General features: G+C 37.0%; 20 protein-coding genes. 7 read left to right on the top strand and 13 right to left on the bottom strand.

The window, feature by feature from the left end; all coding sequences use genetic code 11:
• Positions 1-155: 155 nt before the first annotated feature.
• The gene (locus tag ESZ36_RS18840; protein WP_146790742.1) at positions 156-1,121 is read right to left on the bottom strand and encodes an NAD(P)-dependent oxidoreductase; all 966 of its coding nucleotides are present in this window, start codon (positions 1,119-1,121) and stop codon (positions 156-158) included.
• A gap of 125 nt (positions 1,122-1,246) precedes the next feature.
• Positions 1,247-1,738, bottom strand: coding sequence for a putative 4-hydroxy-4-methyl-2-oxoglutarate aldolase (locus tag ESZ36_RS18835; RefSeq protein WP_146790740.1), 492 nt, complete (start codon positions 1,736-1,738; stop codon positions 1,247-1,249).
• A gap of 180 nt (positions 1,739-1,918) precedes the next feature.
• On the opposite strand from ESZ36_RS18835, the gene ESZ36_RS22585 reads away from it, so the two are divergent.
• Complete coding sequence (locus ESZ36_RS22585) at positions 1,919-2,089, top strand: hypothetical protein (protein ID WP_170235889.1); 171 nt, start codon at positions 1,919-1,921, stop codon at positions 2,087-2,089.
• A complete protein-coding gene (gene prmA / locus ESZ36_RS18830; RefSeq protein ID WP_146790738.1) occupies positions 2,065-2,946 on the top strand; it encodes a 50S ribosomal protein L11 methyltransferase in 882 nt (293 codons plus the stop codon). Before ESZ36_RS22585 ends, prmA begins: the two co-directional genes overlap by 25 nt.
• A 169-nt stretch (positions 2,947-3,115) precedes the next feature.
• Here prmA and ESZ36_RS18825 read toward each other — a convergent pair whose 3' ends face one another.
• From ESZ36_RS18825 to ESZ36_RS18775, 11 genes are all read right to left on the bottom strand, one after another.
• Positions 3,116-4,942 (bottom strand): GGDEF domain-containing protein, encoded by a 1,827-nt coding sequence (locus ESZ36_RS18825; protein WP_246129172.1) that lies wholly within the window; start codon positions 4,940-4,942, stop codon positions 3,116-3,118.
• A gap of 84 nt (positions 4,943-5,026) precedes the next feature.
• On the bottom strand, positions 5,027-5,281 hold the full coding sequence (locus tag ESZ36_RS18820; protein ID WP_146790736.1) for a hypothetical protein: 255 nt from the start codon (positions 5,279-5,281) through the stop codon (positions 5,027-5,029).
• 53 nt (positions 5,282-5,334) lie between these two features.
• Positions 5,335-6,156 (bottom strand): SAM-dependent methyltransferase, encoded by an 822-nt coding sequence (locus tag ESZ36_RS18815; RefSeq protein WP_146790734.1) that lies wholly within the window; start codon positions 6,154-6,156, stop codon positions 5,335-5,337.
• A gap of 188 nt (positions 6,157-6,344) precedes the next feature.
• Positions 6,345-6,929 (bottom strand): GNAT family N-acetyltransferase, encoded by a 585-nt coding sequence (locus tag ESZ36_RS18810; RefSeq protein ID WP_146790732.1) that lies wholly within the window; start codon positions 6,927-6,929, stop codon positions 6,345-6,347.
• Between the two features lie 54 nt (positions 6,930-6,983).
• On the bottom strand, positions 6,984-8,729 hold the full coding sequence (locus ESZ36_RS18805) for a GGDEF domain-containing protein (protein WP_146790730.1): 1,746 nt from the start codon (positions 8,727-8,729) through the stop codon (positions 6,984-6,986).
• A gap of 76 nt (positions 8,730-8,805) precedes the next feature.
• The gene (locus ESZ36_RS18800; protein ID WP_146790728.1) at positions 8,806-9,060 is read right to left on the bottom strand and encodes a hypothetical protein; all 255 of its coding nucleotides are present in this window, start codon (positions 9,058-9,060) and stop codon (positions 8,806-8,808) included.
• 82 nt (positions 9,061-9,142) lie between these two features.
• The gene (locus ESZ36_RS18795) at positions 9,143-9,712 is read right to left on the bottom strand and encodes a GNAT family N-acetyltransferase (protein WP_170235888.1); all 570 of its coding nucleotides are present in this window, start codon (positions 9,710-9,712) and stop codon (positions 9,143-9,145) included.
• 13 nt (positions 9,713-9,725) lie between these two features.
• Positions 9,726-11,531, bottom strand: a complete 1,806-nt coding sequence (locus ESZ36_RS18790) for a tetratricopeptide repeat-containing diguanylate cyclase (protein WP_170235887.1) — start codon at positions 11,529-11,531, stop codon at positions 9,726-9,728.
• A gap of 93 nt (positions 11,532-11,624) precedes the next feature.
• A complete protein-coding gene (locus ESZ36_RS18785; protein WP_146790723.1) occupies positions 11,625-11,900 on the bottom strand; it encodes a hypothetical protein in 276 nt (91 codons plus the stop codon).
• A gap of 116 nt (positions 11,901-12,016) precedes the next feature.
• Positions 12,017-12,592 carry a GNAT family N-acetyltransferase gene (locus tag ESZ36_RS18780; protein ID WP_170235886.1) on the bottom strand — a complete coding sequence of 192 codons (576 nt, stop codon included), beginning with the start codon at positions 12,590-12,592 and terminating at the stop codon, positions 12,017-12,019.
• Positions 12,579-13,919, bottom strand: a complete 1,341-nt coding sequence (locus ESZ36_RS18775) for a pepsin-like aspartic protease (protein WP_146790719.1) — start codon at positions 13,917-13,919, stop codon at positions 12,579-12,581. The genes ESZ36_RS18780 and ESZ36_RS18775 overlap by 14 nt, the downstream gene beginning before the upstream one ends.
• 291 nt (positions 13,920-14,210) lie before the next feature.
• Between ESZ36_RS18775 and dusB the strand changes: the two genes are divergently transcribed.
• The 5 genes from dusB (at position 14,211) to purD (ending at position 19,831) form a co-directional block, all read left to right on the top strand.
• The gene (gene dusB, locus ESZ36_RS18770) at positions 14,211-15,227 is read left to right on the top strand and encodes a tRNA dihydrouridine synthase DusB (protein ID WP_146790717.1); all 1,017 of its coding nucleotides are present in this window, start codon (positions 14,211-14,213) and stop codon (positions 15,225-15,227) included.
• 62 nt (positions 15,228-15,289) lie between these two features.
• Positions 15,290-15,577, top strand: coding sequence for a DNA-binding transcriptional regulator Fis (gene fis / locus ESZ36_RS18765; protein WP_011041412.1), 288 nt, complete (start codon positions 15,290-15,292; stop codon positions 15,575-15,577).
• Between the two features lie 147 nt (positions 15,578-15,724).
• Entirely contained in the window at positions 15,725-17,326 is a 1,602-nt protein-coding gene (gene purH, locus ESZ36_RS18760; protein WP_146790715.1) for a bifunctional phosphoribosylaminoimidazolecarboxamide formyltransferase/IMP cyclohydrolase, read from the top strand.
• 321 nt (positions 17,327-17,647) lie between these two features.
• Entirely contained in the window at positions 17,648-18,496 is an 849-nt protein-coding gene (locus tag ESZ36_RS18755; RefSeq protein WP_146790713.1) for a class I SAM-dependent methyltransferase, read from the top strand.
• 39 nt (positions 18,497-18,535) lie between these two features.
• A complete protein-coding gene (gene purD / locus ESZ36_RS18750; RefSeq protein WP_146790711.1) occupies positions 18,536-19,831 on the top strand; it encodes a phosphoribosylamine--glycine ligase in 1,296 nt (431 codons plus the stop codon).
• The last annotated feature ends 472 nt before the right edge of the window (positions 19,832-20,303 follow it).

Raw genomic sequence — 20,303 nt, 5'->3', positions numbered from 1 at the left:
CACAGATTAAACTGCATAGAGCGCGCCATAATAGCTATGTGGTTAAATTATAACCTTTTTGTGTTTTTAAAAGTTAGAGCTATTATTCAAATTGTAAAAAAACCTGACAGTACTTTTGTACAATTTTAATTTTGGCTGTCATATTTTTATAAAAACTAGCTACCATTGGTGATGATTGTAGTGCTAATACCACTAGATATTAAGGCTGCATTACCGGGTAATTCTTCATTACCGCTGAGTAAGTAAATAACCTGTTGCCCTTCTTGGGCAAGCTCTAACGCATGTTGGTAATTAAGCATAAGGGTTGAACTGACACTCTGAGGATATTTTTCTGCATCGCGGCGAACATATTCAATCAACTCAATATTGACCTCACCATCATAAAAAACAGCGTCGGCAAACTGTAAAGCGCGGTGGGCTTTCAATGTTAAATTATCAGGATTACCTTCAAGTGTTTGAATAAAAATAATTTCACCTTGAGGAGGCGCAATTTTTTCTTTCAAGCTCACTATTAATAATTGCTCAGCCTCTTGATGCTTACCATCGAGTAATGCTTGCCCTATTGAACCACGTAAGGTGTTTTCCCAGAAGGTTCGGCGATTACGTATACCTTTAATACGTGCTTTTACATGATCTCGAAACTTTAATGAAAAATCAGCTAAGCGCCCGTAACCTTGCGGTAATATTTTCTCAATTTGCTCTCGTAACATACGAATTAGAATCGGCGCACTGCCTGAGCTTGAAAGCGCAATAATCATCGGTGATCGATCAATAATCGCTGGCGTGATATAAGTACAAAGGGCAGGTTGATCAACCACATTAGCAAGAATATTAAACTCTACGGCTTCATGATAAACCTGCTCATTAACTGCAGTATCATCTGTGGCAGCAATCACTAAGGTAATTTTAGTTAACAAGCCCGCTTGATAGTTATGTTTTAACCAGCTTAATTGATTTTCGTTAATTAAGCGCTCAACACCATCCGTAACGTTTTCCGCCATTACGGTAATGTTTGTTGTGGTCTTTAACAGTAATTCGATCTTACGGGCGGCAACATCACCACCACCAACCACCATGGCATTAATTTTACTGCCATCAAGAAAAACGGGAAAATACTTCATCTACATGTCAACTCTTTTACTTACAAATCTTGTGGGGTCAGATTAACATAGCAGAAAAGATAAAACCTTAATCTGTATTATGCGTACTCTGAAATTAGCACTTAATTTAGTGGAGAGTTTTATACTTAACCCGCTGTAACGCTTAACTTTGACTCACTTACTGCTAAGCCATTTGTGTCACCATAAACAAACCAACCAGGTATAAACTCAATATTGGCAAAATTAACGACAATGTTAGTTTCACCCACACCTAATTTTTCTGTTTTTATCGGGTTACAGCCAATAGCTTTTACCGCAATGTCTAAAGTACTGATAGTACCTGCATCGCGAATACAACCATTTATTACGACAGCCTGCCAATTATTTTTAACTGCATTCTCAGCTATCATGTCGCCTAAAAGCGCACGATTCATACTGCCTTTACCATCGACAACCAGTACTTTACCTCTGCCATCAGTAGCTAATATCTCTTTAACTTTTGAATTGTCTTCAAAGCATGCAACGGTGACAATCTCACCATGAAAAATTGTGTTCTTTCCGTAATCAATAAAAGCTCGGTTAGCGAGGCTAAGTTGCTCTGGATATTGATCAAATAAGTCAGGGAGAAGATCTAGCATATTATGTTCCTTTTTATGGTTAGAACTACCTCATTAAATTATTATTCTGTACGTATCAAAACACGCTAAGATCACATTGCTCTCAATCTCAATAGTCGGCTATTGCTTAATCGTTCGCCTTGTCTTAATTTATTTTACTACGTACCAAACATGTCAAACTTAATGAAAGTGGTATTATTTATGCCTACTCTAGCAGTAATGAATGGTAAACTAGCATCAAGCTTATTTATTGCTACTATTTGCCAATTACATCAGCTCTTTGCACAAACGACAGAGACAGCGACAACCAGTAGCAGCAAACACAAAATACCAGTAGAGAAAATCAAATGCCTTGGATACAACTTAGATTAAGCGCCAACGAAGATAACGCCGAAAAATATAGTGACTGGCTTTCAGCCTGTGGTTCACAAGCCGTTACCTTTATCGATGCTAAAGACACCCCAATATATGAGCCACTACCCGGTGATGAAGTTATCTACTGGTCGAGTACTGTCGTCATGGGCTTATTTGAAGCTAGCCACGATATGGACAAAGTGATCAGTTATTTGCAAAGTATTCATCCTGATAAAGAGCAAATGCGCTATAAGCTAGAGCAATTAGAAGATAAAGACTGGGAACGTGAATGGATGGATAACTTCCACCCAATGAAGTTTGGTGAACGCTTATGGGTTTGTCCTAGCTGGCGCGATGTTCCAGATCCTGAAGCCGTTAATGTAATGTTAGACCCAGGCCTTGCTTTTGGTACCGGAACTCACCCAACCACAGCATTATGTTTAACTTGGTTAGACGGCTTAGACCTACAAGATAAAACCGTGGTCGATTTTGGTTGTGGCTCAGGTATTTTATCATTAGCAGCGCTTAAATTAGGTGCCAAGAAAGTCATTGGTATTGATATTGACCCGCAAGCACTGCAGGCAAGTCTTGCCAATGCTGAGCGTAATAATGTTTCCGATAGACTTGAGTTATATTTACCTAAAGATCAGCCTGAATTTAAAGCTGACGTTGTGGTGGCAAATATCCTAGCAGGACCATTACGCGAGTTAGCACCAACTATTATGGAATATGTTGGTGATAAGGGACTGTTAGCTTTGTCTGGTGTATTAGAAGAACAAGCTGAAGTCTTACAAACAATGTACGGACAATGGTGTGATATGGATCCAGTGAGCGTACAAGAAGAATGGGTTCGCCTAAACGGACAACGTAAGTAGTCATAGAGGGGAATAGCTTTATCACCACAGTAATGTAGTCTCAGTTCTGTGGTGAAATCCCTGAAGGGTTATTCCCAAGTATCATCCCGAAGTTTTTTTTCTATAGGTCATCGCCGACGTTTTCATTTATTCATTGTAAGTGGGATCCTTCGCTTTACTCTCTTAGCAATTAAGGGGCAACACTCCATGAGTTACCTAACGACTTTCCTGTTTCATCTTTTTGAGGTTCAAAAACAGTAACCCTATTTCGACCTGCATGTTTAGATTCATAAGCAGCAAAGTCAGCATCAGTTAATAACTTCTCTAAATTAAAGCCAGAACGTGTTACATCAGTTACGCCAAAACTAGCAGTAATACTAAAGTCATTACCAGACTCTTCAGTAATCGTATTTTCAATAGCCGCACGACAAGCTTCAGCCCGCAAAACTGCCGCTTCAATATTACAACTTGGTAATAAAATACAAAACTCTTCACCACCTAAACGGGAAAATATATCATTTTTACGGCCAATGCTTTCACATACTCTAATGGTTTCTTTTAATGCCCAGTCACCACAGATATGACCAAAATTATCGTTAATCTTTTTGAAGTTATCTAAATCAAACATAATCAGACTTAAATCTTGGTCAGCGCTTTGACAATACTTCAGCGTACTTACGGCAATTTGAGCAAAGTGTCTGCGGTTATATATACCTGTTAATTCATCATATTCAGATAATGCTTTTACGCGTTTATGAGACCTCCATAAGCGTGCACCCCAAATAGTTAACATAATAATGATCAACGTCATCACTGTTATAATCAGCTGAATATTAGCAACTTTAATATTTGATAACGCTTGCTCTGCAGCTAAAAAAGTATTTTGTTCATTCAATAATGTTATTTGGTTTTCATGTTCAAAGGTTTTTAATTCAGCCAATTGAAATGCAACATGCTTAGACTTTTCATCCTCTAAATGTGCCACTTCTAAGGCGTTATATTTCTCATGGTAACTCAGTGCTAGGTCAATATTTTTTTGTGATTTGTTTATTTGGTAAAGTAATTTATAGCTATCAGCACTTTGCTTAAGAATTGTATTGTTTTTATTAACTCTGAGTGCAGCTAAAGCATATTTTTCAGCGATATTTAAATTACCTAGTTGATAATTGCTCTTCGCTAGGGTGTTATTCATGCCAGTAATCAACAAGGGAAATAGCGTTGTGTTGATTTCATCGTAATAAGGTAATAATTCAGCAAGTGCCTTCTCTGGTTGCTGCGCTTTTAAATATAACTTTGCTCGATACACACGAATTATATTGGTACTGATCTTGTTTCCAGCTTGTTTACAAATATCTAAACCGGTATCAATACTTACGTTGTCAGGCTTTATTTGTTGTAAGTTAAGTTTTGCTTCAAGGGTAAATTGTTCGAGAAAACAGTTATGTTGTTGAGGGAGATTATGTCGCTTTACCTGCGCTATATTCTTAAGCACTAAATCAAACTGTTGAAGTTGATTATAAAAAATAATAGCGGTTAGAATACTCAGTTGGTAATGCTCTTTATCCGTAATAGATGGCAGCATTTCTTTATTTACGGCAATATGTCTTAAACCGTCAGACCAGTCTTTTTTGGCAGCGGCAACATTAATTAATGTGTAATTAGCTCTAAACTTAATAAGCTTATCAGCACTAGAGTTTAGAATCTCAGACAAGAGTTTATCGGCTTGCTCATAATCTCCATGGTAAATGGCCAAGTAACCTTGAAGAAACTGATAATAAGATTGTTGCTCAGTAGTAAATGATTTTTCTAATAGTGCCAGCTCAGCTAAGATTTGTTTATATAATACTGGGTTTTCGCGTCTATTTCTGTCAGCTAGTAGTAATTTTTCAGATATATACTCTGAACTAAACTTTAACTTCAGTATGTCTGTTTGATCGTCCTCATATTGAAAGGATTCAGCAATTACTTGGGGGGAGGTTGTTATTAGTCCTACGGGAACACTAATAAAAACACACAAAAATAATGACTGCACCTTAAGATGAAGATTATGTTTTAGTTCCTTTAAAATGCAGTTTTTATTCATGTTTTATTTTAGGTTAGTTTAAAAGTTAGCTACGGTTCTATTAATTAAAGTACTTACTTCTTCACTCTTATCGTCAGGAAGTAATATTGGGTAACATCTGATTTCAGGTAAGTTATAAGTAGCTACTTTTAAAGCATCCATGTCTTTAGTTTGTATAGCGAGTTCTTGAGCCTTAGTGAGATTAGCGTTGCTTAGCATCTCAGCGAGTGACTTGGTATTGCTCATCTCGGCATTACTCGCCATTTGCATTAATACTTCAATTACTTTACTCATAGAACTTATTCCATTTTTAATGATAAATTTATTTACCGTAGCTATTTTTTTACTTATAACACCAAGGTTAATGCAGGGCGGTTTTTATTACGTTCTTCTTGTTTGTCAATTTTTGCGAGCTTAGCTAACAATTCTTCATTTGCTTGCATTACACTACATGGTGGGATCACCAAAGTGGTTTGCATTAGCAAATCAGCATCAACAAGTTCAGTTAACAGTATTTTGTCTTCACGCATCGGCTCAATGGCAATGCCTTTTGCTTGATATAGTATTACTTCATGGTCACGGGGATAATGTTCAAGTAGTAAATCGACTAATACTTGACGATAAGCTTTCCCTGTAGAGAACTTCCCTAAAGACTTATCGCCAGCAAGTGCAACTTGCCATAATATTAAATGGGCAGAAGTATCAATATTACGCTTATAAAACATAAACTGGCTGGTTTCATAATGCATGCAGCCTGTTTTACCAGGATCTATACCTAAGTCGGCATAAAGGCAATCTTCAGCAGATATGCCAGGCTCCATTGAAGCGGGGAAGTCGTCTAATTTGGCTTTTTTAATCGCTCGATGAGCAACACAGGCAAATACACCAGGGTGGCCATAAAAAGCGGCAACCACTTTTTTACCATTACATACTTCGCTTAAAATAGCCTCAACCATTTCGTTGTAGGTAATGTTGCGATTTTTACCTTCTTGATAGAAGCCTTGCAAGCAGCGAACATCAGCATTCATTCCTTCAAGCCATTTTTGGGCAAAGCCATTGGCCATCAGTGAAAATACAATATCAGCTTGTTCAATATGACTCTGAGAAATAGGGCTAATATGCGCACCTAACGTCATGCCAGTGCCAACACATACTAAACTGCCTGACATGATAAATTCCTTTTTATTTTTATTGATAATCTGACGATAACTACTGTGTGATGCTTACTAAAAAAGGAAAGCGGTAAAGTTGTTATAATTTTGTAACTAAATTAGCAGAAGCGAGCACAGGGGGCAACGAGTATATTGGTTTATAATCTTATTTTTACTGATAATAGCTAATCAGCAATAATGGATAATTATTTACAAGTCGCGGCGGAAAAAAGTTGAGTGATTATTACACTACTCCACTGGTTTTGGTCAAAGTATTGGTAACCATCGTTGGTAGTGTTATCTTGCAAACTGGGTTCGAATATATAACCAATTTTTTTCAATATTCGTTGTGTAGCTCTATTTTTGTTAGCATAAAAAGCATTAATTCTACCAATATTAAGCTGTTTAAATCCGTATTCCATTATGGCGGATACTGCTTCTTCAGGTAATAATTTTCCGTTAGCTTTAGTGGCTAACATAATGCCAATTTCTACTTGTTCAATTGGGGAGATGCTTGGTTTGGTCGCTTGTCTTGCTGCTAACCAAGATAATGCTTGAGTACCTATGATATCGTTAGCTTTTTTATCGACAATTGCCCAAGTACGAACCGTATCTTGTTCTAGGTTATTGGCCTTTAATGCACGATGAAATGCAACGCTGGCTTGTTCTTGGGTTAGTGGCTCGCCAACGATGCGCATCATTTTTTTGTCAGTATACTGATAACAATAAAAGTATTCATCTTCCGATATTAACGGCCTGATTAATAACCGTTCAGTGGTAAAGGCGTGCATAAAAACTCATCAATTGAATATACATCTTATGGGAAATACATTAGAAACAAAAGATTAGTTATAGTTCCATGAGCTATCCAATTTTTTTGCTTGATCTGTTTGAGGAACTTCGAACATAGTAACTCTGTTACGACCGGTATTTTTTGATGCATAAGCGGCCATATCAGCATCTGCTAATAGTTTATCTAAATTAAAACCTGATCGTTTGATATCGGTTACGCCAAAACTAGCAGTGATTGAAAAATCATGTCCAGACTCTTCGGTAATTATCTCTTCAATTGCCGCACGACAAGCTTCGGCGCGTAGCATTGCCATATCAATAGTACAACTTGTTAATACTAGACAAAATTCTTCACCACCTAAGCGGGCAAAAATATCATTTTTACGGCCAATACGTTGACAAACTTTTATGGTCTCTTTTAATGCCCAGTCACCGCAGGCATGACCAAAAGAGTCGTTAACCTTTTTGAAGTGATCTAAATCGAACATAATCACAGACATGTCTTGTTGCGCATTCTTACAGTATTTTAAGGCGCTATTGGTCACGTGGGTAAAATGACCACGATTATAAATTCCGGTTAACGGGTCATACTCGGCTAATTCTTTGACGCGTTTATGAGCACGGTAAAAGCGGGTGCCAATAAAGGCGAGTACTAAAATAATAACAATTAGAAGTAATATTACGAGTTGTCTATTAGCTACTTGTGTTTTGGCTAAAGCTTGTTCGGTAGCTAATGAATTGTTCTTTTCATTGAGTAACTCTATTTGGCTTTCTTGCTCAAAGGTTTGGTGTTCAGCTAATTGAAAGGCAAGATATTTTACTGTTGTTTCATCAAGGTATGCTTTATCTAATTGTGAATATTTTTGATGATAATCAAGTGCTTTTTGATGGTTTTTTTTAATAAGCTCTAATTGATATAAGGTTTTATAGGCAGAAACAACTGCTTGTGTTGTTTGAATGTTTTCTCCGATTGTTATTGTTTTTAAGGCTAGAACTGATGCCTCTTTTAGGTTTCCTTGCATTAAATAAGCTTGAGCAAGAGCGGCATAAATTTCCACTATAAGTCTCGGATACTTAGTTGCTTCAACCTGCGTTAAATAAGAGGGAAGCGATACTATAACTTTAGATGCATCATTATTTTCAAGATCATATTTTGCTTTATATGTGCGAATGAAATTAACTGCAATGGGTTCATTTTTACATAACGTTATAGCGTCTTGTATTTCGGTATTACTAGTATTTAATTTTTTTAAATATAGCTTGGATTCAATAATATTCATTGAAGCTACGCAAAGAACTCTGTTTTTTGTAGAAGTAATTATAAGTCTTTCTGCATATTTAAGTCCTAGGCTATATTGTCCCAATTGGTTATAAAAAATGGCAGCCATGCCCAATACTTTTTCTTTAATATCCATATTTTTCTTTATTTTGGGTAACTGCTTTAATGCTGTTGATAAGTGAGATAAACCATCACTCCAGTTTTGTTCAATCGCAAAAATGTTAACCAGGGTGAGTCGTGCTTTTAATTTTGTTAATGCACTAGCTTCTGAGGATAATAAGGTTATAAGCTTGCTAGTTGCTTTTTTGGGTTTACCATTATAAATAAGTTGATAAGCTGTCAAATAGTCAAAATAATAATTTTGCTGCAGCGACATGCTTTTGTGCTGAGAGTTAAGTTCTTCTAATAAAAATGAATATTTGACAGGATCGCTTGATCTGCTTTCATTCGCTTCTCCCAATAATTTATCTATATTATTGGGAGAAGTAGCTATGGCATCTTGTGCCAACAAAAAGAACAAAATAAAAATACTAAAGTGAAAAATTTTAATATTTTTTAATTTATCCTTTATATTATGAACATTAAACAATGGGCAGTTACTCGTTAACTACTGATTGAGCCTCGCTTTGCTCTTCTTCTGTATTACTTTCTTCTTCATCTTCATCTTTAGCTGGCAATAAAAAACAAACAATTTCAGGACATATATCTAATTGACGTTCAAGGGATACTACATTTTTATTTATAACTGCTTCAGATAGCGCCGCATTTAGCTTATTATCTAATAGTATCTGTGCGATGTCGGCATCAGCCATCTGACCTATTTTCTCTAGAACCTGAATTACTTTACTCATAGATTTACTCCGTTTTATTGTTTTTAATTTTATTTATAGTGCGATCCATTATTGCGCCTATAAACTAGCAGGAAATAACCTATTAGGGCAATGGGTTATCATATTTATTAGGAAGTATTTTGGTGATCAATGATTTGTTCCATTGCCTCTGATCGAAGTATTGGTATTCATTGTTATCTTCGTCACCTTGCGGTTGGTTGTTAAAACGAAAGCCAAGCTTATTAACAAAACGTTTAGTCGCAAGGTTTTTACAGGCATAAACAGCATTAATACGCATAAGTAATAGATGATGAAAACCGTATTCCATGAGAGCGCCCATAGCCTCCTCAGGAAATTGTTTTCCATTAGCTTTTGTCGAAAGCATAATCCCTATTTCAGCAATTTTAAAATCATCTTGTGATGATTCGCTCAATGCTTGTATACCTATTGTTTCATTTGTAATTTTATTTACAATTGCCCAAGTTAGTACTTTTGGCATGGTTTTATCCATTGCTTTTAAAGTGTTATGAAAAGCTTTTTGGGCTGACTCAAGTGATAAAGGCTCGCCAATATTTTTCATAATCTTGGCATTACAATAAAGGCTCAGATAAAGAGCTTTGTCTTGTACAGCTAAAGGTCTTATTAACAATCGTTCGGTGGTAAAACTATGCATGAAAATTGACCATTTAATTATATTCCCATGAAGCATCTAATTTTTCGGTCTCATTATCGGAAGCAGCTTGGAACATAGAAACTCTATTGCGGCCGTCATCTTTTGATGCATAAGCTGCAAAGTCAGCATCAGCTAGGAGTTGATCTAATTCATAACCTGAGCGTTTTACATCGGTAACACCAAAACTCGCGGTGAGAGTAAAATCATAACCAGATGCTTTTGTTACAATAGCTTCAATGATTGCACGGTAATCTTCTGCGCGTGACATCGCGGTTTCAATATTACAGCTAGGTAATACGATACAAAACTCTTCTCCCCCTATTCGAGCAAAAATATCATTTTTTCGGCCAATACTTTCACACGCTTTTGTTGTTTCTTTTAGTGCCCAATCGCCACAAGCATGACCAAAAGAGTCATTAACCCTTTTGAAGTAGTCTAAATCAAACATAATCACGCATAAATCTTGCTGTGAATTTTGACAATATTTTAATGCACTATGAGCCACTTGGGTAAAATGACCTCGATTAAATATGCCGGTTAACGGGTCGAACTCTGCTAACTCTTTCACACGTTTATGATCACGGCATAAACGTGTAGCTAGTGTGGCTAAGGCTATAATAATAAGTGTTAGCGCCACAATAATTAGCTTTCTGTTAGCAACTTCTGTTTCGGCTAGAGATTGCTTAGCAGCTAAAACGTTATTTTTTTCGTTAAGTAACTTTATCTGGCTCTCTTGCTCAACGTTTTTATGCTTGGCTAATTGAAGAGCTAATTTTTTAGTTTCTTCTCCTTCTAAGCTAGACTTTTCAATATCTGAATATTTCTCAAAATACTCAAGAGCAAGCGCTAAGTCATGCTGTTTTTTTGCAATCTGGTACAGTAAAAAATAACTATCTACAGCTTGTATAAGGTTAGCATTGTTTGGGTTGCTTTCTAGTGATTCAGTTGCGTATTTTCTTGCATTATAAATGTCACTCATCTGCCAATAGGCTTCGGCAAATATATTGCTCATATCTGCTATTAACATAGGGTAATGAGTATTTATTACCTCTTCTTTAAGGGATGAAAGTAAAGTCACCGCTTTTTCAGGACTCTCAACTTGTAAGTAGAGTTTCGCTTTATAAAAACGTATGAAGTTTGCAGCAATTATAAAATCAGCATTTATACATTTATTAATAGCCTGTGGAAAAATACTATCGGTATGCTTCAACTTTTTCAGATTAAATTGTGCTTCTAAGGAAAGTTGCAAAAGCGCGCAGCTATTTTTAGCTGATAACTCCTGTTTAGAAAGGTTATCTATATAACTGAGCGCTAATTGATATTGCCCTATTTGATTGTAAAATATAATGGTTGCCAACATATTATTTTGATAGGGTTCTCCGTTGGGGAACCTTGTTAACAATTTAGTGTTGCTTGCTATGTACTGTAATCCATCTCGCCAGTTCTGCGTTACTGTAGCGATATATATAAGAAGATAATTAGTTTTAAATTGCATTAAGTTACTGATATTACGTTGTAATAACGCTTCAAACATAGGTTTCGCTTTATCATATTGACCTCTATACAATAAATCATAAGCATTTAAAAAATCTAATGAGTGTTGTTGTGTTTTTTTGATATATGGTTGTTGATTTATTTCGGAGATTAATTTTTTAAAAATAATATAGTGGGAACGTTTATTGTCCTCAGCAAGCTGAAGTTTTTCTGAAATCTTTTTATCTGAAAGTGTATTTTTGATTAATTTTTTTTGTTCTTGTCTTTTTACTTCAACTGCTTGTACATTTTCACTGATGACAAGTAATAGACAAAAGAGCAGCACCGTATAACCTAGTACATAGTAAAGGTTTTTTTTTGTTATGTTAAATATCATAACTTTATTAGAAGTTAGAAGTTAGAAGTTAGAAGTTAGAAGTTAGAAGTTAGAAGTTAGCTGAGAATGTGCATTACTTTTCTCATCACTTTGTTCTTCTTCCTGCTCGTCATCTTCTGCTGGAATAAGCGGAATGACATACTTAATTTTAGCTAAGTCACCAAGGCTGCCAGCCAATTTATTGATATCCTTAGCAACAATGGCTTGTCGTTGGCTATCAGTGATATCAGCATCAATTAGCATAGTTGTTCTGTTTTCCTCACTTAATAGTGAAGCATCTCTTGCCAATTTTTCTAATACTTGTATTACTTTACTCATAAGCGTGTCCATTATCATCCTTATTAATAGTACATTTAATCGCAGTAACTAAGTTATCAGAGAGTTAGTAAGCTAGGCAATGATTATTAGTTGTCCTTTGCAGTGAATTTACGTGCTTATCCATAACTTTCTATCTGTAAGTAGCTATGCTCGGTGTTTTCAGTATTTTTTAATTGTGACGCAGAGTCACAAATAAAATTTAAGCGAGCAAAAACACGGGCAGAGGCAAGGTTACTTTTTACATAAAACGCATTTATCCTATCAAGTGATAATGAGTTAAAACCATACTCCACCAAAGCAGTGAGCGCTTCTTTGCCTAACCCTTTTCCTTGTGATTCTATAGATAGCACGATACCCATCTCTGCTTGAACTCTTCCATTAAGCTCAGTTTGCTTTATCACCTCAATGTTATGAGGCAGAGTCAAAAATGAAAATGTTTGGCTGCCAATAATTTTTCCTGTACTTAGACACACTATTGCCCAAGTAAGTACTGACTTTTTTCCACCACGGCTTGCGCGTTCATTTGCCTTGAGTGAGCGTTGGAATTGTTTTTTTGCCTCTACTTGGTTAATGGCGCCACCAGTTTTTTTCATCACTATTTCATTAGTATATTGCTGACAAAAAAATATTTTATCTTCAGCAAGTAATGGTCTTATTAACAAGCGATCAGTGGTAAAGCTATGCACTAGCACGATCTATTCTTTGCTGTGCAAATTTCACTACGCCTGTTTTATCTTTAGATCGATCAAACACCACGTAATAGTTATTTATCAGTGGTAAGCCAATAATGCTTTGATTTGGCCATTGGGGTAATTGGCTCAGTAAACGAAAACACGCTTTGTTATAATTAGGCGTGTTAATTTGCCAATACGTTTCTGGTGTACAAGCAAGTTGTACTACGTGTTCTGCCGTTTTATCGGTTGCAGGCTCGCTAACAAAATTGAAATACAATGTTGGCCATTGCGTTAGTTCTAACTCTTCTATATCTATACCGACAAGTTGCGCGCTCATCTCTTTAAACGGCGCTAAACATTGGGCAAAGTTGGCGTTATAAGTAATAAGGTCGTTAATTACTTGTTTATAAATATCGGCGGTTAGTACTATGCCACCGGCACCGGTATCGATAATGGCATTGGTGAAATAACCTTTAAGGTGCTTTTGCTCAAGCGGTGCTGCGATTATTGGTTTGCTCGTGTCTACTTGAACCGATTTAAGATCTACATTGTAATAAACATCGTGCTCAACCTTGATGCTTTGAAATTCACCTTGGTATAAGTCGGTTTGTTCTTCACCTCCCCCTAATATTAATAAACCTTTGTTTAGTGGATCTTTGGATAATTCGTCTAGTGGTGTTTTGTGAATCTTATTTGAGTGGCTTTCATTAATATGTATTGCAGAACGTTTACTATAGAAAGCAAATTTATTAGCGCTCAGCTGTTGTTCTTCCAATAAGGTGAAGTAGGGCGTTACATCATGCTCAGGGTATTTCCACATCAGTTTTTTAAAACTAACCAAGTCTTCACTTACCTCACCACTAAAAGGCCACGGGTAACTCAGCGCAGGGGTAATTTTATGCTCAGTAAAATAATCGCTAAAATCAAAGCTTTTATTTAGGTGATGGTAAGCCAAACCTAAAATCCCGTCGGCATCGCCAAATGTTTTACTTTGTTTTACAGAATGTACCAGCGCAACGGGCGCATTACTTAAATTCATGCTTGGGCTTTTCGCTATGCTTTGTGGGTGATCAGATTTATGGCAATGCTCATGAATATTAATACTGGTAAATATAACTGGCCCATTCCAACCGCCAACACCGTAATTAACTTCTTGAACTGCAGTACTAGGTGTCAACTTTTTATCCAGCGTAGCTTGGTAAGTTGTACTTTTTACCAATAGAGTACTACTACAGGTATCGAGCAGAAGATTAACAGGGGATTTTTCACTACCAAGGTGCAAAGTTGCGCTGTAATCACCTTGTCCAAATACATTCGTAATGGGCATTCTTAAAATGGTTGTCATTATATTTATAATTATTATTAGTTTAGGTAAGAGTTAGTAATTTTACTTTGCCACAGTTGTAGGCGTTGTTCGAGCTAAGTTTACGACATATTTGGCTTTATCTTTTTTATCAACTTTGTCAACAAAATTATTCGTAAATTGTACATTTTACGCTCACTTTAATATTTTAATAAATGTCAATATCAAAAAGGTGAAAAAAATCAAATATTGTTCAAATTCTATGCTTTTCAATTGAAATAAAAACGAGTAAACTTAGCGCCCTTTTGAAAGGTAGCTCAAAAAAACAGCAGTATGAAAATAGGTACTTATCAACTTAATTCGCAGGTAATGCTTGCCCCTATGGCAGGGATAACCGATCAACCTTTTAGACAATTATGTTGTCAATTGGGGGCGGGTTTAGCCGTGTCTGAAATGCTTTCGTCAAATCCGAAAGTGTGGAACACCGAAAAGTCTAAATTGAGAATGCTACATGGTGATGCTGCGGGTATTCGCAGCGTACAAATTGCTGGAAGTTGCCCTGATGAGTTAGCGTTTGCTGCTAAAGTAAATGCTGATAACGGCGCACAAATTATTGATATCAATATGGGGTGCCCAGCAAAAAAGGTAAATAAGAAATTAGCGGGTTCTGCTTTGTTAAGAGAACCAGCACAGGTTGAGCGTATTGTTCAGTCAGTGGTGAATGCGGTAGATATACCGGTCACGCTAAAAATTCGCACAGGATGGTGTGAAGATACCCGTAATGGTATTGAAATAGCAAAAATTGCTGAAAACAATGGTATAGCATCACTCGCAGTGCATGGCCGTACCCGTAATGACTTTTATAAAGGCAATGCGGAATACGACACTATTAAAGCAATAAAATCGGCTATTTCAATTCCGGTAGTGGCAAATGGTGATATTACGTCACCTGAAAAAGCACTACAGGTTTTAGACCATACGGGCGCGGATGCCATAATGGTTGGTCGTGGTGCACAGGGTCGTCCGTGGATTTTTCGAGAAATTAATTATTTCTTGGCCACGGGTAATAAGATGTCTGCACCCGAATTGAGCGAAGTTCGTTCAATTGTATTGGCACACGTTATGGAGTTACATCAGTTTTACGGCGATTTCAAAGGTGTGATGATCGCCAGAAAACATGTTTCTTGGTATGTACAAAACCTGGTTGAGACCACAGACGGTTTTAGCACAGCGTTTACTATTGACCAAGGCAAAGCGTTTAGGGCTATTTTTAATGGTTTAACGTCTACTGATGAACAATTAGTGACGTTAGACAAATTTTTTGATGACTTTGCGACTGGCTCTTATTAGGGCTAGTACAAGTTGTTGTAGTTTTATTTTATTTTTATTAACAAAAGAAAGAGTTATATCATATGTTCGAACAAAATGTTTCTTCTCCATTTATCACTGGCGATATTCAAACACAAACAAAAACTTCTCCATTACGTAGCCAAGCTAAAATCGCAATCAGCAACTACTTATCACAATTGAATGGTAACGATGTTGATGATATGTATGACCTTGTATTGAGCGAAATTGAAGCGCCAATGTTAGAAGAAGTTATGATGTACACTCGCGGTAACCAAACACGCGCTGCCAACTTACTAGGCATCAACCGCGGTACGTTACGCAAGAAACTTAAAAAATACGGTATGAACTAATATCGAATTTTAATGAAAAGCACCCTCGGGTGCTTTTTATGTTTTAAAACATTGAAAATCATTTTAAATAATCATGTAACCATGCAAGTTAACGGCACATCGGCGGCAAGTTAGCAGTAAGTTACAACAAAGAAGGTAAATAAACAGATGGATACTCCACGTCCAATTAAACGCGCACTGTTAAGTGTTTCTGATAAAGCAGGTATTGTTGAGTTTGCTCAACGTCTAAGTGAGAAAGGTGTTGATCTTCTTTCTACTGGCGGCACAGCAAAGTTATTAGCCGAAAACGGCATCAAAGTAACTGAAGTTTCAGATTACACTGGTCACCCAGAAATCATGGATGGTCGTGTTAAAACGTTACACCCTAAAGTACATGGCGGCATTTTAGCGCGTCGTGGTATTGATGAAGTCGTAATGGACGAAAACGGTATCAGCGCAATTGATATGGTAGTGGTTAACTTGTACCCGTTTGCTAATGCAGTTAGTGATGAAAACTGTTCATTAGAAAATGCCATTGAAAACATTGATATCGGTGGACCAACAATGGTTCGCGCAGCAGCTAAAAATCATAAAGACGTGACTATTGTTGTAAATGCTAGCGATTACGATCGTGTATTAACTGAATTAGATAACAACAATAATTCTTTAACATACAAAACACGTTTTGATTTAGCGATTGCAGCTTACGAGCATACAGCTAGCTACGACGGAATGATTGCTAACTACTTTGGTAAAATGTTACCAGCGTATGGCGAAACTGAATCTAAAGCTTCTTTAGAAAACAAAGTTAAGTTCCCACGTACTTTTAATAGCCAGTTTATTAAAACACAAGATTTACGTTACGGTGAAAACTCTCATCAAGATGCTGCTTTTTACAAAGAAGCGAATCCTGAAGAAGCGTCAGTTTCTACCGCGACACAATTACAAGGCAAAGCCTTATCTTATAACAACATTGCTGATACTGATGCGGCATTAGAATGTGTTAAAGAATTTGATGAACCTGCTTGCGTTATCGTTAAGCATGCAAACCCATGTGGTGTTGCTATTGGTGATGATATTTTAGCGGCTTATGAAGGCGCTTATAAAACTGATCCTACTTCTGCTTTTGGTGGCATTATCGCATTTAACCGTGAGTTAGATGCAGATACGGCTGAAGCAATTGTTTCTCGTCAATTTGTTGAAGTAATTATTGCACCAAGTGTTTCAGATGCTGCAGCACAAATTGTTGCTGCTAAACCTAACCTACGTTTATTAGAATGTGGCCAGTGGGATAATAAAACCACAGGTTTTGATTTTAAACGCGTTAACGGTGGTTTATTAGTACAAGACACAGATCAAGGTCGCGTAACAAGTGCTGACTTAACGGTAGTAACTAAACGTCAACCTACTGATGAAGAGATGCGTGATTTGCAATTTTGTTGGAAAGTAGCAAAATTTGTTAAATCTAACGCGATTGTTTACGTTAAAAACAGCTCTACTATCGGTGTTGGTGCAGGCCAAATGAGCCGCGTATACTCAGCGAAAGTTGCGGGTATTAAAGCTGCTGATGAAAACTTAGAAGTTAAAGGGTCAGTTATGGCCTCTGATGCATTCTTCCCATTCCGTGATGGTTTAGATGCTGCAGCTGAAGCAGGAATTACTGCTGTAATTCAGCCGGGTGGCTCTATGCGTGATGACGAAGTTATTGCAGCAGCAGACGAGCATAACATCGCGATGGTGTTCACAGGTATGCGTCACTTCCGCCATTAAGATTGATTCTTGTCGCTGTTAGGCACAATTTAGTTGTCGAATGTACTCACTGACTAACGTCAGCTCCATGCTTTCTTCTATAAATTGAGACTAACAGCTTAAAGAATCTTCCTTAAGGTGAGATAGAAGTACAGAAGAGCAGTGTTGATTTATTTACTTACAATGAAAATTAGTATGGAAATACAATCAACACTGCTTGTTTGTTTTAAATCTGTTATAAATATGCCGTTAATTAATATCTTAATCTAGATATTATAAATCTTAATCTAGATATTATAAATCTTGGACTAAATACTAATAATTCTTAGAAGGAAAATAGTTATGACAATTAAATCAAACTCGCTTAAATCAATTGCTATTGCAGTAACCCTAAGCTGTAGCGCATTAAGTTTATCTGCTATGGCGCATGACACCCATGCACACGAAAATACTGCCTCAGTAAAAGCACTTGAAAATGCTGTTTCAGGCGATCATCGTACCGCTAAAAACAAAGCGCGTGATCAATACCGTCATCCTATTGAAACGTTGAATTTTTTTGGTTTTACACCAAATATGACCGTTGTTGAAATTACGCCAGGTGGTGGTTGGTACACTGAAATACTAGCTCCAGCCTTAAAAGGTACTGGTAAGCTATATGGTGCCCATTACCCTGATACCGGTGAAGATAACTATTACAGTAATTCTCGTAAAAAATTAGTAAAGAAACTTGCTTCCGATGTTGTGTTTAGTGAGGTTGTTTTAACCGACTTTACACCACGCCAAGAAAGTGAATTAGCACCACAAGGTACAGCTGATCTAATTTTAACGTTTAGAAATCTTCATAACTGGAAAGATGCGGGTGTAGAGCAAGTTTTTAAAGATGCTTTTAATGCACTTAAGCCAGGTGGCGTTTTAGGTATCGTTGAACACAGATTACCAGTAGGTGTTAGCCCAGAAAAAGCAAAGGGCTACGTATCTGAAGTACAAACAATTAAGCAAGCCAAAGCGGCTGGTTTTAGGTTTGCTGGCTCAAGTGAAGTTAATGCTAATACAAAAGACTTAGCTATTTACCCAAAAGGTGTTTGGACTTTACCACCAGTATTGCGCTTAGGTGAAACGGACAGAGCAAAATATTTAGCGATAGGCGAAAGCGATCGCATGACATTAAAATTTGTTAAACCAGCCAAGTAGTTGCTGATTTAGCGTAAAGAAAATTTATAGGAAAAACATATGAAAATCTTAGTTATTGGCGGCGGTGGTCGTGAACATGCATTAGCATGGAAAGCGGCTCAATCAAGTCAGGTTACTAAAGTGTTTGTTGCCCCAGGTAATGCGGGTACAGCTACTGAATCAAAATTAGAAAATGTTGCTATTGATGTTAGTGATAATGCTGCCTTAGTTGCTTTTGCTCAAAGTGAAGACGTTGCCTTAACTATTGTTGGTCCAGAACAACCACTTGTTGATGGTGTTGTTGATGCTTTTCAAGCTCAAGGTTTAGCTATTTTTGGCCCGAGTGCTAAAGCTGCTCAGCTTGAAGGTTCAAAGTCATTTACTAAAGACTTCTTAGCACGTAATAAAATTCCTTCAGGTAGCTATGCAAAATTCACTGAAGTTGAGCCTGCATTGGCTTATGTTCGTGAACAAGGTGCACCAATCGTTGTTAAAGCAGATGGCTTAGCAGCAGGTAAAGGCGTTATCGTTGCACTGACATTAACAGAAGCAGAAGACGCGATTACAGATATGCTAGCGGGTAATGCATTTGGTGATGCTGGCCATCGCGTAGTAATTGAAGAATTTCTAGAAGGTGAAGAAGCAAGTTTCATCGTAATGGTTGATGGTAAAAATGTGTTGCCAATGGCAACAAGTCAAGATCATAAACGTGCATTAAACGGTGACTTAGGTCCTAACACAGGTGGCATGGGCGCGTATTCTCCAGCACCAGTAGTAACACCTGAAATCCATGATCGTATTATGGCAGAAGTTATAATGCCAACGGTTGAAGGTATGGCTGCTGAGGATGCACCTTACAGTGGTTTTTTATATGCAGGTCTAATGATCGCTGAAGACGGAACACCAAACGTTATTGAATATAACTGTCGTTTTGGTGATCCTGAAACACAACCTATCATGATGCGCTTACAATCAGATTTAGTTGAATTATGTTTAGCCGCTACACGTGGTGAGTTAGATAAAGTAACTATTGAGTTTGATAGTCGTGCTGCTGTTGGTGTTGTGCTTGCTGCACAGAGTTACCCAGCGGATTACCCTAAGGGTGATGTTATTTCAGGTTTAGATACAAACAACAATGTATCAGCCAAGACATTCCATGCAGGTACTAAGTTAAATGAGCAAGGTGAAGTTGTGACTAATGGTGGTCGTGTACTCTGTGCGACAGCATTAGGTAATACAGTTACCCAAGCACAACAGACAGCTTATGAGTTGCTACATCAAATTACATGGCAAGGTGTAGAATTTAGAACTGATATTGCTTATCGCGCTATCGAACGTGAACAAGAAAACAGTTAACTCAAATGTTGGCTAGGTAAAACTGAAAGATCACCCTTGTGATCTAGTTAGTTCTATACTGTTTTCATTTAGTTAAGCTTTAAAAACCGACCTTAGTGTCGGTTTTTTCATTATTAGGTGGAAAATTGAATCTAAAGTAATGCCATAACAAAGCTAAATTGACATGTTCTGTAGTGATAACTAACAAGCTAAAAGCAGCTATAAATGTCAATATTGTCTAATGAATTGACTAAGGATCATTAACGATCGTGCTTTATAGCCCAATAAGAAAGCTATGTGTACAATAAACATGCGAACAAACATAAATGTGAAATTAGTGCTTGTGCTATACCAAGAACTCTTTAAAATGCGCTCCAGTTCCAAGGGGTTCACGCAAAATGAATCATCAACGAACTGTTTTGATACGTTATCTACCCGCTTTAGCGAGAAATAACGTAAGTTAACATCAAGTTTTAAATTTTTTTTAAAATAA

The organism is Colwellia demingiae, from assembly GCF_007954275.1.
GTDB classification, from domain to species: domain Bacteria; phylum Pseudomonadota; class Gammaproteobacteria; order Enterobacterales; family Alteromonadaceae; genus Colwellia; species Colwellia demingiae.
The sequence above is the reverse complement of the archived record's forward strand: the minus strand, read 5'-3'. Positions and strand labels throughout refer to the sequence as shown.

Excerpts from the sequence above, each read along its gene's own strand:
- ESZ36_RS18840 (WP_146790742.1), bottom strand. The coding sequence starts at position 1,121 with ATGAAGTATTTTCCCGTTTTTCTTGATGGCAGTAAAATTAATGCCATG.
- ESZ36_RS18835 (WP_146790740.1), bottom strand. The coding sequence starts at position 1,738 with ATGCTAGATCTTCTCCCTGACTTATTTGATCAATATCCAGAGCAACTT.
- ESZ36_RS22585 (WP_170235889.1), top strand. The coding sequence starts at position 1,919 with ATGCCTACTCTAGCAGTAATGAATGGTAAACTAGCATCAAGCTTATTT.
- prmA (WP_146790738.1), top strand. The coding sequence starts at position 2,065 with ATGCCTTGGATACAACTTAGATTAAGCGCCAACGAAGATAACGCCGAA.
- ESZ36_RS18820 (WP_146790736.1), bottom strand. The coding sequence starts at position 5,281 with ATGAGTAAAGTAATTGAAGTATTAATGCAAATGGCGAGTAATGCCGAG.
- ESZ36_RS18815 (WP_146790734.1), bottom strand. The coding sequence starts at position 6,156 with ATGTCAGGCAGTTTAGTATGTGTTGGCACTGGCATGACGTTAGGTGCG.
- ESZ36_RS18810 (WP_146790732.1), bottom strand. The coding sequence starts at position 6,929 with ATGCACGCCTTTACCACTGAACGGTTATTAATCAGGCCGTTAATATCG.
- ESZ36_RS18800 (WP_146790728.1), bottom strand. The coding sequence starts at position 9,060 with ATGAGTAAAGTAATTCAGGTTCTAGAGAAAATAGGTCAGATGGCTGAT.
- ESZ36_RS18795 (WP_170235888.1), bottom strand. The coding sequence starts at position 9,712 with ATGCATAGTTTTACCACCGAACGATTGTTAATAAGACCTTTAGCTGTA.
- ESZ36_RS18785 (WP_146790723.1), bottom strand. The coding sequence starts at position 11,900 with ATGAGTAAAGTAATACAAGTATTAGAAAAATTGGCAAGAGATGCTTCA.
- ESZ36_RS18775 (WP_146790719.1), bottom strand. The coding sequence starts at position 13,919 with ATGACAACCATTTTAAGAATGCCCATTACGAATGTATTTGGACAAGGT.
- dusB (WP_146790717.1), top strand. The coding sequence starts at position 14,211 with ATGAAAATAGGTACTTATCAACTTAATTCGCAGGTAATGCTTGCCCCT.
- fis (WP_011041412.1), top strand. The coding sequence starts at position 15,290 with ATGTTCGAACAAAATGTTTCTTCTCCATTTATCACTGGCGATATTCAA.
- purH (WP_146790715.1), top strand. The coding sequence starts at position 15,725 with ATGGATACTCCACGTCCAATTAAACGCGCACTGTTAAGTGTTTCTGAT.
- ESZ36_RS18755 (WP_146790713.1), top strand. The coding sequence starts at position 17,648 with ATGACAATTAAATCAAACTCGCTTAAATCAATTGCTATTGCAGTAACC.
- purD (WP_146790711.1), top strand. The coding sequence starts at position 18,536 with ATGAAAATCTTAGTTATTGGCGGCGGTGGTCGTGAACATGCATTAGCA.